The 14,186-nt window shown below is 53.7% G+C and carries 9 protein-coding genes and 2 pseudogenes; 10 read left to right on the forward strand and 1 reads right to left on the reverse strand.

Going from position 1 to position 14,186, the window contains the following annotated elements:
* The first annotated feature begins 632 nt into the window (after positions 1-632).
* The 4 genes and pseudogenes from AABA21_RS13330 to AABA21_RS39390 all read left to right on the forward strand — a co-directional run bounded on the left by AABA21_RS13330 (position 633) and on the right by AABA21_RS39390 (position 6,395).
* Positions 633-1,760 carry a S53 family peptidase gene (locus AABA21_RS13330; protein ID WP_420917156.1) on the forward strand — a complete coding sequence of 376 codons (1,128 nt, stop codon included), beginning with the start codon at positions 633-635 and terminating at the stop codon, positions 1,758-1,760.
* Between the two features lie 114 nt (positions 1,761-1,874).
* The gene (locus AABA21_RS13335) at positions 1,875-2,993 is read left to right on the forward strand and encodes a glycoside hydrolase family 18 protein (protein WP_338250720.1); all 1,119 of its coding nucleotides are present in this window, start codon (positions 1,875-1,877) and stop codon (positions 2,991-2,993) included.
* Positions 2,994-3,176: 183 nt separating this feature from the next.
* A complete protein-coding gene (locus AABA21_RS13340; RefSeq protein ID WP_338250722.1) occupies positions 3,177-5,120 on the forward strand; it encodes a glycoside hydrolase family 3 protein in 1,944 nt (647 codons plus the stop codon).
* 338 nt (positions 5,121-5,458) lie between these two features.
* Positions 5,459-6,395 (forward strand): annotated as a pseudogene (locus AABA21_RS39390) (AraC family transcriptional regulator).
* A gap of 93 nt (positions 6,396-6,488) precedes the next feature.
* Here AABA21_RS39390 and AABA21_RS13355 read toward each other — a convergent pair.
* Positions 6,489-7,309, reverse strand: a pseudogene (locus AABA21_RS13355) (IS6 family transposase).
* Between the two features lie 289 nt (positions 7,310-7,598).
* Here AABA21_RS13355 and AABA21_RS13360 point away from each other — a divergent pair.
* The 6 genes from AABA21_RS13360 to AABA21_RS13385 all read left to right on the forward strand — a co-directional run bounded on the left by AABA21_RS13360 (position 7,599) and on the right by AABA21_RS13385 (position 14,177).
* Positions 7,599-8,693, forward strand: coding sequence for an ABC transporter substrate-binding protein (locus AABA21_RS13360; protein WP_338250728.1), 1,095 nt, complete (start codon positions 7,599-7,601; stop codon positions 8,691-8,693).
* Between the two features lie 230 nt (positions 8,694-8,923).
* The gene (locus AABA21_RS13365; protein WP_338250731.1) at positions 8,924-9,634 is read left to right on the forward strand and encodes an IS6 family transposase; all 711 of its coding nucleotides are present in this window, start codon (positions 8,924-8,926) and stop codon (positions 9,632-9,634) included.
* A gap of 232 nt (positions 9,635-9,866) precedes the next feature.
* Positions 9,867-10,523 carry an adenosylcobinamide amidohydrolase gene (locus AABA21_RS13370; RefSeq protein WP_338250732.1) on the forward strand — a complete coding sequence of 219 codons (657 nt, stop codon included), beginning with the start codon at positions 9,867-9,869 and terminating at the stop codon, positions 10,521-10,523.
* Positions 10,520-11,524, forward strand: coding sequence for an adenosylcobinamide-phosphate synthase CbiB (cbiB, locus tag AABA21_RS13375; protein WP_338250734.1), 1,005 nt, complete (start codon positions 10,520-10,522; stop codon positions 11,522-11,524). Before AABA21_RS13370 ends, cbiB begins: the two co-directional genes overlap by 4 nt.
* Positions 11,521-12,615 (forward strand): pyridoxal phosphate-dependent aminotransferase, encoded by a 1,095-nt coding sequence (locus AABA21_RS13380; protein ID WP_338250736.1) that lies wholly within the window; start codon positions 11,521-11,523, stop codon positions 12,613-12,615. The genes cbiB and AABA21_RS13380 overlap by 4 nt, the downstream gene beginning before the upstream one ends.
* Positions 12,612-14,177 (forward strand): cobyric acid synthase, encoded by a 1,566-nt coding sequence (locus AABA21_RS13385; protein WP_338250738.1) that lies wholly within the window; start codon positions 12,612-12,614, stop codon positions 14,175-14,177. The genes AABA21_RS13380 and AABA21_RS13385 overlap by 4 nt, the downstream gene beginning before the upstream one ends.
* The last annotated feature ends 9 nt before the right edge of the window (positions 14,178-14,186 follow it).

The following is a 14,186-nucleotide window of genomic DNA, read 5'->3' on the forward strand; positions in this document are numbered from 1 at the left end:
TAGATTGATGCAGGAGAAGGAGTGCTCAAAAAGCGAACGTAATCAGTTCAGCCGCTTTTGGGATCTGGCTCACTCTTGATACTGCTGCCGAGCGGTTGTATCCACAGATCTCCTCGCTGATCTTTGAACAAACGCGCGCTGCCCTCCCACGCCGATGCAGCACCATCCTCTCCGAGAGCAGCACCCTGGTGAGCACGCGCTGACGGAGTAAGGAAGATCCAATCCCAAAATTCTGACGCAGACTTCTACCGCAAATGAAATTATTTATGTCTGTAACGAAATACAACAAAAGTATTGACCTTTGCCGTTTTATAGTGAATAATTATGAAAAGGGTGTTGGGTGCCACAACAACGTACAACCAAATTGTATCACTATCTACTTCTAGCACTCTTTCGTACGCATACGAGGGTATGGCGTACGCAATGTTTACCGCCTTTATTTTTTTTCGCACTGATACAATGATATACCCGTATGAAAATAACGTGTCCTATGAGCAAGGTGTATCCACACGGTACGCTCAAAAGGAAGAGCTATAGTCGGGATGTATCGGTGTCAGTGTGCCCACGGAAAGGAAGCCGTTTTGCGGAAACTTCTGCTCTCTTTCTATGCTTTGGCTGCCATACTCCTCGTTATGGCAGGCGCTTCCACCAGTGCATTTGCACAGGCTACCAGCGTACATTCATTCACCTCTCACCACGTTTGTAGTGCTACCCCTGCTGGCACAGCATACTGTAGTGCTATCCAGGTTGATAGCGATAGCCGAGGTCGTACTCCAAACGCAAGCAGCCCCTCTGGATACAACCCATCTGATCTGCAGTCCGCGTACAAGCTGCCTTCAAGCACGGCTGGAGGTGGGCAGACCATTGCGATTGTGGATGCTTACAATGACCCCAATGCTGAATCCGACCTGGGCGTGTATCGCTCACAATTTGGCCTGTCCGCCTGCACAACAGCAAATGGTTGTTTCAAGAAAGTCGATCAGAATGGTGGCACCAGCTATCCACGCGGCAACAGTGGCTGGGCCGAAGAAATCTCCCTCGACCTTGATATGGCAAGTGCCATCTGCCCCAACTGCCACATTCTGCTTGTTGAGGCCTCTTCAAATTCGTTCACCAATCTAGGGACAGCGGTCAACACCGCCGTCAATCTGGGTGCTAACACCATCAGCAATAGCTATGGCGGTAGCGAGTCCAGTGGCGAGACATCCAATGCCTCGTATTACAATCATCCTGGACACATTATCACAGCAAGCTCTGGTGATAACGGCTATGGTGTGGAGGTACCAGCAGCGTACAACACCGTTGTCGCCGTCGGTGGCACCTCGCTCAGTCGGAGCGGCAACACTCGTGGTTGGTCTGAAACCGCTTGGAACGGTGCCGGCAGCGGGTGCAGTGCTTACATCAGCAAGCCAAGTTGGCAAACCGACGCTGGCTGTTCGAAACGTACTGTTGCCGATACATCGGCAGTAGCTGATCCAAACACTGGAGTTTCTGTCTACGACACCTATGGTCAGGGCAGTGGCTGGATGGTCTTTGGTGGCACCAGTGTTGCTTCTCCCATTATCGCCAGTGTCTATGCTTTGGCGGGCAATGCCAGCAGCGTCAACGCCGCGCAGTCGCTCTATAGCCACACCAGTAGCCTGTTTGACGTCACCAGCGGCAGCAACGGCTCCTGTGGCGGCAGCTATCTCTGTACTGCCGGATCGGGCTATGATGGCCCGACTGGTCTGGGAACACCAAATGGGACTGGTGCTTTCTAACGGGAGGCATCCTGCTCGAAACAGAGGCCTTGCACGTGAGGCAGCAAGGCCTCTGCTCAACTTGAGGCCACCGCTATGCAGTTTAGAACGTGCGAACCTCATGAGGAGGAAGCTATGACAAACAAGAGGGGGGCCCTCCGTCTATTCGGCATCTTTACAGCACTGTTGCTTCTCTTTGTTCATGTCCCGCTGAGCAACGCTGCATCTCATCTGGCAACCACTACATCACCCTCCATCTCGGTCTATGGCGCCTGGCATTGTAGCAACGATGCCTGTCTCTGGGGGACCGTACGCAGTGTGACCGAATTTGACAGTAAGAACCATTGGCTCATTGATCGAGGTGATGGTACCCCCTCTGTGAACCTGGTCGTTTTGAGTTTTGTCCAACCACTCAAACTCCTCAACAAGACAACGGATGCCCAGACCGTTCAGGGGATTCCCATGGGGATGACATCAGATATCGTGAACTATTTCAAGAGCCACAATATCCGCGTCATGCTCTCTATCGGCGGAATTACCTACGTCAGTGCCTGGAATCAGGCACTTGCCACCAATCCCACCCAACTGGGGCTCAATGCAGCAGCAGTCGCACAGCAATTGGGGGTGGGCATTGAGATCGACTACGAAGAGTCAAGCTCTCCGAACCTGACAGGACTGCAAGCGTTCATTGATGCCTACCGCTCTGTGGAACCCTACGATGCAACAGGCAATAACCCCGCCGCGCGCCTGACCATTGACCTGGCCGCTGGAGATCGATGGCTCATAGGATTAGCGACCAAGGCGACCACGTCCTGGCTGACGACCTCTACCCCCGTCCTCGATTATGCCAACGCCATGGTGCCGAGCAGGCAACCAAACAGTGCGAGCAGTGCCGAGAGCAATTGGCAAGAACATATCGATGGCAAGCCCCAGTATAGCCCCCCGATCCCCTCTCTCGCTCCGGCCAAGTTCACAGGAAGCCTCTACATTACCAGTGCCAGCGGGTCCGTTCAGCCGGAATGCTACCACTTCAGTGGGTCGCTCATCGACACCACCGGGAGCTATGTGCAGTCCGTGGCGCCCAATGGGGTGGGGACCACGAATGGAATGTTGGGCTATATGTTTTGGGCTGCCGAGTGCCCTTCATCGCGTGGCAGCTGTACAACCCCTCCGAATACATGCGAAGGGGGAGTTGGCGTGGGTGGTCAGACCTATGCCATTCCGATTCCCATGCCTTCGCTTCGACAGGGGTGAGTGAACCCGGTTGGGAAAACGTGGCGATGGAGGAGCACAACTCTACGTTGTGCTCCTCCATCCTCTTCCCAGAGATTTATGCTTGTGGAACTATGGAAGAAAAATCGTACGCGTCACATCACAATTTCTCAACGGTACATCGTTGTCCGCGTTGATCAGGTGATCAAGGGAAAGGATAGGTTTATGCTTACGCGTACACCCTTCGCGCTGAAGTTGCTCGGGAGTTACCGCCTGAGACACGTTGCCACGGCAACGCTCTCTGTGATGGTGATACTGCTGATCTGGCAATTGATAGTGCCCGCCTACGCTGTAAACGCTCGAACCCTCTCGCGTCTTACCCCTTTTGCTTCCGGGTGCATTTCGCCCAGTGACTGTCTCTCGAAGATGACCTTGCCTGAAAAAGAGGGGCAGATGACCCAGGTAGAGAAAAACGCTTTCACCATGGCTGGCAACTCGATCACGGATATTACGACCTATTTTATCGGGTCGGTATTGAGTGGCGGCGGTGGTGGCCCGAATGGCGCGGGTGGCACCGCCACACAGTGGGCGGATATGGTGGACAATTTCCAGAGCTACGCGCTGCAGACCCGTTTAGGCATTCCGATCATCTACGGCGCCGACGCAGTCCATGGGCACAACAACGTGTATGGCGCAACGCTCTTTCCACATAATATCGGATTGGGAGCAATGCATGATCCTACCCTGATCACCCAGGTAGAGCAGGTGACCCGTGACGAGGTCCTGGGGACAGGCGTACGGTGGACATTTGCTCCATGTGTGTGTACACCGCAGGACATTCGCTGGGGACGCACCTACGAGGGCTATAGCGAGGTTCCATCTGATAATGCGACCGACGGCTCGGCTGCCATCGTGGGGTTCCAGGGGTCGAATGGCGCATTGGGACCAACCAACATCCTGGCGACGGCCAAACACTTTATCGGCGATGGCCACACCACCTGGGGCACTGGATCGCCTTACCTCAACGAGGGTGATGATCAAATTTCTGAGCAGCAGTTGGATGCTATTGATCTTCCGCCCTATCAGTCAGCAGTTTCGAACAAAGTCGGTTCGGTGATGATCTCGTACAGTAGCTGGAATGGACTCAAAGATCATGCTAATCAGTATCTGATCACGACCAAACTGAAAGGCACGGGAACAGACAGCTACGGCACACCCAATTTAGGGTTCCAGGGCTTTGTCGTCTCGGACTGGCAAGCCATCGACCAGATCTCTTCGGACTACAACTATGACGTCCGTACCGCGATAAACGCTGGTATCGATATGGTGATGGTCCCGGACAAGTACAAAACCTTCATCAGCACCCTCGATACCGAGATCAAGGCGGGGAACATTCCGATGTCCCGCATCGATGATGCGGTCACGCGCATCTTGACCGCGAAGTTCGCGGCAGGCCTGTTTACGCAACCTTACACGGATCGCAGCTATACTCCCAATGTGGGATCGGCAGCGCATCGCGCAGTCGCGCGGCAGGCAGAACGGGAGTCGCTGGTATTGTTGAAGAACAACAGTGTGTTGCCCCTATCGAAGACCGGGAGCTATACCCTGGTTGTGGGAGGCGATCACGCGGATAATCTGGGCTATCAGTTGGGCGGTTGGTCGATCTCCTGGCAGGGAGGAAGTGGAACCACCACCGTTGGAACAACGCTCTGGCAGGCTATTCAGCAAGCGGGACTGTCATCCTCAGTGAAACTCAACTTCGTCGGTACCCGCACGAAGGGAAATTATAGAGGGGACGTCGGGATCGTTGCTGTTGGGGAAACGCCGTATGCCGAAGGCAATGGTGATACCAGTACTCTGGCACTCAGCAGCACTGACACGGCTGAAGTCTCGGACGTTTGCAGCCGGGTAACGAAGTGTATCGTTTTCTTATTCTCCGGGCGTCCGATGATCATTAACACCCAGTTGAATCAATCTTCCGCATTCGTTGCCGGGTGGATCGGTTCAACGGAAGGAGAAGGGATCACCGATGTGCTGTTTGGCGATTATGGTTTTCAGGGCAAATTGACCTACACCTGGCCAAACACGGTAATGCAGGAACCCTGCAATCAGAATAATGGTTGCACAGGTGCCTTATTCCCGTATGGGTATGGCATCACTCCCTTCTAATCGAAGTTCCCATGAATGTGTAATTGTTTGATCAATACGTGAGATGAAGCTGTGAACAATAAGTGAGTGGGAGGCAAGGCGAGCAGGCCGTACATGGTGATGGGGCCTGCTCGCTGCTGTGTTGTGCCGCTATGCGTCCGAGCCAATACAACGGGTAATAGGCATAGCTGCGCGGATGCCCTTTCCGCGCGCTTGGGCTAATTGGCTTGCCATAATAAGCATAGCCGCAACATCCGCAGACAAGCAATTCCTGCAACACGTAGCGAGCCCCGCGCTCTCCAATACGAGCACGTTGTCGATTTTCTTGCAGGTGCTCCTGAACGCTTTCAAAGAGTGTCATGATCCATAAGCCAGCAGAACGCGAAGCGAAGAGGCTTGCAGCCAATCGCGAAGAACTGAGCGAGCGAATTGGGCAGGCTATCAGTTTCGATGGGACTAGAAGCTGCTCCAAGGGGTGCATCTGTCCCGCTCCTCAGCCCCTTTCAAGTCGCATCACAGTGTCCTTGAGCCATCCTTGTGTGTCACTGCTCAGGGAAACAAAGAAGTGCTTTTTGGTGAGAGCCGCTACCAGTACAACCCCATGCATTACCTGCTTCTCACCGTCGAGATGCCCAATGTCTCTCAGGTTCTGGAAGCCTCGAAGGAGCGGCCTTACCTCGGTCTTCGCCTGAAACTGAACCCCGCCCTTGTCAGTGCAGTGATGCTTGAGGCGAGTTACACCTTGCCTCCCGGCACGGCCCATACGAGGGCCATTGACGTCAACCCATTGGATGTCCATCTGCTGGATGCCATCGTTCGGCTTGTCAGGCTCCTGGATACTCCTGACGAAGCGCCAGTTCTTCAGCCACTGATCACACGGGAAATCTGTATCGGCTTCTCAAGGAAGAACAGGGGAGCAGGCTCCGGCACCTGGCGATCCAGGAGGGCCATACCACCCATATTAGCAGAGCAGTTGCGCTGCTCCGTCAAAACTTCGACCAGCCACTGCGTATTGAGACGCTCGCGCACGAACTGGGTATGAGCGTCTCAGCGTTCCACCACCACTTCAAAGCCGTCACAACGTTGAGCCCTCTGCAATTCCAGAAGCAGTTGCGACTTCAGGAAGCACGACGTCTGATGCTGAGTGAAGACCTCGACGCGGCCAGCGCAGCCTATCGTGTGGGCTACCAGGACGCCTCCCACTTCAATCGTGAGTACAAAAACCTCTTCGGTGCCCCCCCGATGCGCGACGTTCAACGGCTGCGGGAAGAGGCTATCGCTTTACCCAGCCAATAAGCCTGAACGCCCATCCGATAGAGGGTTCTGTCAGAATTGAGAACGTGGAGACTCACAGAAAGCGGTTAAAGCTCCTCAACCATAATTTGCTAGCTATGAGGCCGATCTCATGAGCAGCTGCAGGACCGCAAGTCTTTCACAAAATACCTGTCTTTGTTGTATGAGTGACATTGCCTTCCCGACGGTGTAACGAGGGCGCAGATAGTTGCGTAATTCATCGAGGGCAGAGCAGAAGCGAGCTGCGGAGGCGAAGTTTCCCAAACCGTGCATCGGATAATAGCGTTGCTTGACCCCTCGATGATCTTGTTCCAAGCGATTATTGAGATATTTGTTGGTCCGATGGAGCATGTGGTTACCCAGCGTTTCACGCACTGCTCGGGGGTGGGAGGCGTGGCCGTCCGTCGTCACCTGTTCCGGCGTATGGCCAACAACGGCGAGAGCCTGCTTGAAAAACTGTTGGGCCGCTTCCATATCCCGTTTCTCGCTCAGGTGCGAATCAACCAGATTGCCATCGGTATAAATGGTCCGATAGAGGTAGCACCATGTTCCTTTGACTTTCACGTACGTTTCATCCACGTACCACAACCGTCCTGCTTGCCCACGTCGTTTGGTTCGCAACTGCTCTGCAAGAAGTGGAGCAAATCGCGTTCCCCACCCTCGAACCGTTTCATGCGTAAACACGAAGCCACGCGCCAAAAACAGTTCAGCCCCATCACGCAAGCTCAACTTGTAGCGTAATCGCCACAGAACATGAGCCAAACGACATCAGGAAGCACTTCAAGGGAGTTACAAGGGATACCGGTTCGCTCATGAAACGTTGATCGGCACTGAGGACAGAAAAAAATCGCCTATCGAAGCTTGGTTTGCTCCGAACGCTTCCTCGTGGTGGCAGCGGCACAAGAGGGACAGCGCATTCGCCGATGTTCCTCATCCCATATTCTTGACAGGGTGAGCATACCAGCAAAGGAGCTTCTCAGCCAAGATGAGGTTTGAGTTCTGACAGCACCCATGGATAGCAAAATAGTCACGTTCAATATGGCATTATCATAGTATTGATATATTATAATATTAGCAGTGAAATTCATCTGTTAGTTCATTATAAGATTATGTATTTTATATAAAGCAAAAGAAACAACTGACAATGAATAGGCACGAATATTTTTATGTGTCACTTATTTTTTAGGTAAGCAAAAGAAGAAAAGGATGGTCTACAGCAGAATGAGACGTTTCAGTTTTATTGCTCTAGCCTTCACGCTTGCATTCATTGCAGGAGGAATAGTGGGATTTGGGCCGCTTCCTAACGCCCATGCCGCTACCAATACCCAATCCCCGGCCTGTATCCAATATGGAGCATTTGGGAAAAGTGTTTCATATATTGAGGCTGTAAACCGAGGGTATTTTGTCCAAGAAGGCGTTAGTGTCTGCTATAATCAGGTTACGAGCTCCTCACAACAAATCAGTAGTCTGCTCTCTGGTCAATACAACATGATATCTTCGACAGCAGACAACGCTGTTGACCAGGACGTAAACAACGGCCAATCAATTCAAATTATTGGTGGAATCGATCAAGGAGCAAGTCTCGACTTGGTCGTAAATACCAGCCTGGGCATCAATACCATTCATGATCTAGAAGGCAAAGCCATCCTTGTCGATGCGCCAGATAGTGGTTTTGTTATTGCGCTTGAAAAGATCATGGCTGAAAATGGAATGTATGTAAATCAGGATTATACCCTCAATGCCGTGGGGGGGTCCAAGATACGTTACCAGGATATGGTAGCCGGACAGACCGCTACAGGCGCACCTGCTTACGCAACCATGCTGGCCGCTCCCTATATCGAGCAAGCTCAGGCTAATCCCAATCTCAGCGATATTGCCAAGCTTTCATGGTACACTGCACCTTATCAAGGCACATCCATAGCGCTCACTCGGAGTTACGCCCAGCAAAATGGAACCACCGTCATCAAATTTCTTACAGCAATGATCATGGGTAGTATGTACGCAGCGAATCCAAATAATCAAAGCGTTGTTATTGCCGATATCGCCAATTCAGATGCCGTCTCAACGCAAATTGCGGCGAATATTTATCGAGACACAGAGGTAAATACAGCTACAGGCGAAAATGTCAATGAGCAAGTCAACCAGCAAGGTTTTGTCAATACGATTACCCTGCGCCAAGAATTCGGTGGTTTTAACACGACCGTCAATAGCACCCAACTGGCCCAACCGGGACCCAATGCAATTTACAATAATCAGTATTGGCAAGCAGCATACTACAATGCTCAGAAGCAAATGCAGTAAGCATCTGGCATAAGCTGATTGTAGCTTCCAAAACAGGACGAGCGTCGAGACAAATACTCGACGCTCGTATTGCTTTAGCAACACCATCCTGATAGGGAAAAGACCTCTGCTCCCTACCTCTATGAGCCCTTTCAGGGCTTCTCAAAAGTCATCCGAAAGTCAAAGAGTTGTGTTGCAAGGAAGAAGCTGATCTCCTAAAGTGGAGCGAAAAGAGCCAAAGAGGATCAGACATGACCGAGCAACACCCGTTCAAATGGCGTCACTTTCAAGCGGACATGATTCTCTTGCGCATGATGTGGTATTTGCGCTATTCGCTCAGCTACCGAGACCTCGAAGAAATCATGGTGGAGCGTGGGCTTTCTGTCGATCATACGACGATTGACCGTTGGGTCCAGCAGTATGCTCCTGAACTGGAGAAACGATGCCATCCCCATTTGAAGGCAACAACGGATTCGTGGCGGGTGGATGAGACGTATGTCAAGGTCAAAAAAGAATGGATGTACCTGTATCGAGCTATTGATTCGGAGGGAAAAATGCTCGACTTTTGGCTGAGTCCGACCAGAGATGCAGAGGCGGCCAAAGGGTTCTTTCTCAACGCCCTTGCCGCTTCTCAAACGAGCTCACCACGGGTGATCAATGTGGACAAACATGCAGCCTATCCCAAAGCGTTCAAGGAACTCAATGCAGCAGGATGTATTTCCGAAAGCTGTAAACTCCGACAAGTCAAGTATCTCAACAATCTGGTTGAGCAAGATCACCGTTTTATCAAATGGCGGACACAACCTGGTATGGGTTTCTTCTCATTTGAGACGGCCTGGCGAACCGTACAAGGATTCGAGATCATGAACATCATACGGAAAGGGCAACTGCAAGGAGTGGACAAAAGGGATGTGAGAGGCCAAGTGGCCTTGGTGGCCAAGCTCTTTGGGGTGGCAGTGTAAGAACGTTGGTGAGGAACCATCACACCCAGTTTTCTCCTTTGCCATTTCTTGCAACACAACCTTTTATGCATGGCGCATGGATCTTGCCTGCCAACTCCAACAAGAAGGTGTCCAACTCACATCAGAGACTCGAGCAGCTTTTGACGTCGATGGCGGTGAGCTTTTTCGTGCTTTTTTGCGGGAGGGACATGCTACAATAGAGCTAAATGTATTGGAGAGAGGTAGCTTATCCATGCTTGACTTTCCCGGAGGAGAGATGCACATCACGGAAGAGGCTGTATGCATCTCGTGTCGGACGATCCTCTCGATCGCCTCTTCCGCCCTTGTCGGCGGCGGTTTGTTTCAGGCGGAGACCATTATCAATTATCATGTTCCTCCTCACTACGCCAATGCGCATCCAGCCAAGGATCTGCGAGCCTTCGCGCGGAGCAAGAATATTATGGGTTCATTTGTTGGTGTGATGACCGCTGTGCCTCTGCATTACACGAAAACGATCACACTGCGCCATGAGCATCTGACGGTGGCCTGTATCATCACGGCAGGCCTACGGGTTGCCGAGGCGGCGGGGCTGAGTACGCCGATCTCATCTTTAGCAACGCCTGGTACCATCAACATTATTCTGCTCGTTGATGCTCACCTTGAAGCATCGGCGCTCATCAATGCGATCATTACTGTCACAGAAGCCAAAACAGCAGTGCTGATGGAGCATGATGTCCGTACTGAAGAGGGTCATCGGGCAACGGGGACCGTCACGGATGCTGTTGTCATTGCTTGCACGGGACGGGGAGCCGCGCTCCCTTACGCTGGCCCTGGGACACACATTGGCTTCTTGCTGGCTGCGTGTGTGCGGCAATGCCTGACGCAGGCACTGGCATGGTGGAAGCCATGATGAAGACTCAACATCCAGGTGAGCATGTTCGCATCCTTGCGCTGCGGGAGACGGCCCCTCTCCTTATCGCTTTTGGCGTCGATATGCTGGGGGAACCCTCACCCGCCATCCATCCCGTTGTCTGGTATGGCAAGCTTATTCGGGCCCTTGAGTCCAGAGCCCCGCGGACACCTCGCGCGCAACTCCTCTATGGACTATGTATGCCGCTGCTGGCTGCTCCTGCGGCTTTGCTGCCAGCATACCTCATTGAGATGGGTGGTCGGGAACTGCGAACGCTGGTGCGGCGGCGAGGATACCCTTTGGCTGGGGAGGTTCTCTCTGCACTGCTCAAAGGCGGGAGCCTCAAACCCTTTTTCGCCTTGCGCATGCTCGTTCTGGCTGGACGGTCTATTCGGCACGCGCTTGAGCGGCACGATCTTCCTGCGGCGCGCCTTGCTCTCCTGCACCTGGTCAGCCGGGATCGTTCGGACCTTTCCGAGGAGCTGGTGGCGGCGGCGGCTATCGAGTCGTTAGCGGAAAACGTCAGTGACTCTGTGGTGGCGCCGGTTTTCTATTATCTCTTGTGGGGCTTGCCAGGGGCGGCGGCCTATCGCCTCTTCAATACGTTCGATTCGATGATTGGCTATCATGGTCACTACGAATATCTGGGCAAGGCGGCTGCGCGACTTGATGATATCCTCAACCTACTTCCCTCGCGTCTCACTGCCCTCCTGATTATCGCTCTTGCTCCGCTCTTTGGCGGCAATCGACGGAGCGCCTATCGCATATGGCGTCGTGATGCCGGCAAGACAGAGAGTCCCAATGCTGGTCATCCAATGGCTGCGGCCGCCGGTGCATTCGAGATTCAGTTGGAGAAGGTCAATTTCTATCGGTTAGGTGATGCTTCCACCCGGATTACGCCCGCTCATATTCGACAGGCGGAACGGATGGTGCAGTGGGTTGGTGGGAGTATGTTTCTCCTGGCGGCCCTGGTGAAGATCTGTTTGAGGTTTCGGCGATGACAGCGAAGAGGGAACAGCCCGTTCATGGGGCGCTTGACTATGAGGAGCTCGAACGGTTGGGAATACGGCCCGATGCCGTCTACGATCTGAGCGTGAATAGCAATCCGTATGGTCCTTCGCCCTCCGTCCGGCCAGCGCTGGCACAGGTGCCCATCGAGCTCTATCCTGATCGTGTCTGCCTTGAGCTGCGACGCACCATTCAGACCTATGAACTGGCCCACACGGCTCTTCCAGTCGATGCTCTCCTGTGTGGCAATGGGACGACTGAACTGATCTGGGCGATCGCTCGTGCCTTTCTTGCTGCGGGGAAGAAAGCTGCTCTCCTTGGACCAACGTTCGGAGAGTACAGCGCTGCCTCCTATGCGGCCGGTGCAACGCTGTGTGAATACCGCACACACGCATCGGAGCTGTTTGAGCTTGATATGGGAGCGGCGACCAGCTGGCTGATACAGGAACGGCCCGCACTCCTCTGGCTCTGCAACCCGAATAATCCGACGGGAACATGGCTCAATCGACAATCGCTCTCGTCTCTGGTCGAGGTCTGTCAGAGCATCGGCACGTGCCTGGTCGTTGACGAGGCCTACTGGCGTTTTCTCGTGCCGCAAGAGGCGTTCTCGGCGCTTGAATTCGTCGATGCCTCGTCGCCGTTTCCGCTCCTGGTGCTGCGGTCACTGACCAAAGATTGCGCTCTGGCTGGTGTGCGTCTGGGCTACGTCGTTGGGCCAGCAGAAGTGCTTGAGCGGGTGCGTGCACATCTGCCATCATGGAGTGTGAATGCGTACGCGCAGGCTGCTGGTATCGCGGCACTTGCTGACCGTGTCCATTTGACCACGACGCTCCATGCCCTGTCCCGGGAGCGCGACGCCTTCTTCCAGGCTTTGATAGAGCAGGGCCTGCGGATCATACCATCGCGAACCCATTTTTGTCTGATTGCCGTTGGAGATGCGCGTGCCGTTCGGCAACGGCTCTTGTCCAGAGGTATCCTTGTGCGGGACTGCTCCTCATTTGGACTACCTCAGTATATCCGTGTTGCCACACCTCAACGCGATGTGTGGCAATACACGCTCCATGTGTTGGGAGAGGTGCTATGAATCTCGCACGTACCCTGATGATCCAGGGAACCGCTTCATCCGTTGGCAAAAGTACGCTCGTGATCGGTCTCTGTCGCCTCTTTGCGCAGGAGGGATATCGGGTTGCCCCCTTCAAGGCGCAAAATATGTCCCTCAATGCAGCCGTGACAAGCAGTGGTGGTGAAATTGGACGTGCGCAAGCGACGCAGGCAGAGGCCGCAGGGATCGAACCAACAGTTGAGATGAATCCTATTTTGCTCAAGCCGGAGAGCTATGCACGCAGCCAGGTCATTGTGATGGGGCGACCATTGGGAACCATGGAGGCACGAGCCTACTATCAGCAGCGTACAGGCTTTGACGAGATCGTCCAATCCGCGCTGATCACGCTTCGGCAGAGCGTTGATCTCGTCATTATCGAAGGGGCTGGAAGTCCAGTTGAGATCAACCTGGCTCAGTACGATTTAGTCAATATGCGCGTGGCGGCGCTCGCCGATGCTCCTGTGCTGCTTGTTGGCGATATCGATCAAGGTGGTATTTTCGCCACCTTATTGGGCACGTTGATGCTCCTTCAGCCCGAAGAACGCGCGCGAGTCAAGGGGTTGATCGTGAACAAATTTCGCGGTGATTTCTCCCTCTGGCGCGAGGGTGAGCGCATGCTGGCTGCTCGAAGCGGCATTCCTGTCCTGGGAACGCTCCCATTTCTCGAACGCCTGCATATCGCCGAAGAAGACTCGGTTTCACTGCAGACAGGAACAGCGGCACTGCTGCGACAGCAGCAGCAGTCGAATAGCGCGGCAGTGGACATTGTGCTGGTGCGCTTCCCCTATTTGAGCAACTATGACGAATTCGATGCCCTGGCCGCTGATCCGCGTGTCCATCTGCATGTCGTTGCCCATCCGCATGAATTTCCTCCGCATCCCGACCTCATTCTTTTACCGGGCACAAAAAATACGTTCTCTGATCTCGCCTGGCTTTGGCGACAAGGACTCGCGCAGCATATCCGTCAGTGTAGCCAACAAGGCATTGCGCTGCTTGGTATTTGCGGCGGCTACCAGATGCTTGGAGAGCGGGTAAGCGATCCCTCCGGTGTGGAGGCGGAAGCCGGCAGCGTGGAAGCTGGATTAGGGCTTCTCCCACTCGAAACGGTTTTCGGATCACTTGACGAGAAAGTGACGCAACGCAGTCAGGCATCTGTTGACCCGCAGGCAAAATACGGACTTTTCGCCAACGTCGAGGAGACCCAGCTTCAGGGCTACCAGATTCATGTCGGACAGACCCGCGCCCCTGTACAAAATGGAGCGCCAGGCCATGCAGCCTTTCGCGTCGATGCCAGACAGGAGGACGGGTGGATAGATGAGGAGGGATGGTGTGCAGGCTGTTCGCTTCATGGACTCTTCGAGAACGACCAGTTCAGGCAGGCTGTTCTCTCCGTATTGGTTCAGCGTCGCTCCTCCCAGCGTGGGCCGCTCGCACCCATCACGTTCAGTCGCGAACACGAATACGATCGACTGGCCGAGATGCTTCGCCGCTCTCTTGACCTCCATGCCCTTACCATGCTATGCCAGCTAACAAAGAACCTTTGAGAGCATAGA

The organism is Dictyobacter halimunensis, assembly GCF_036245075.1.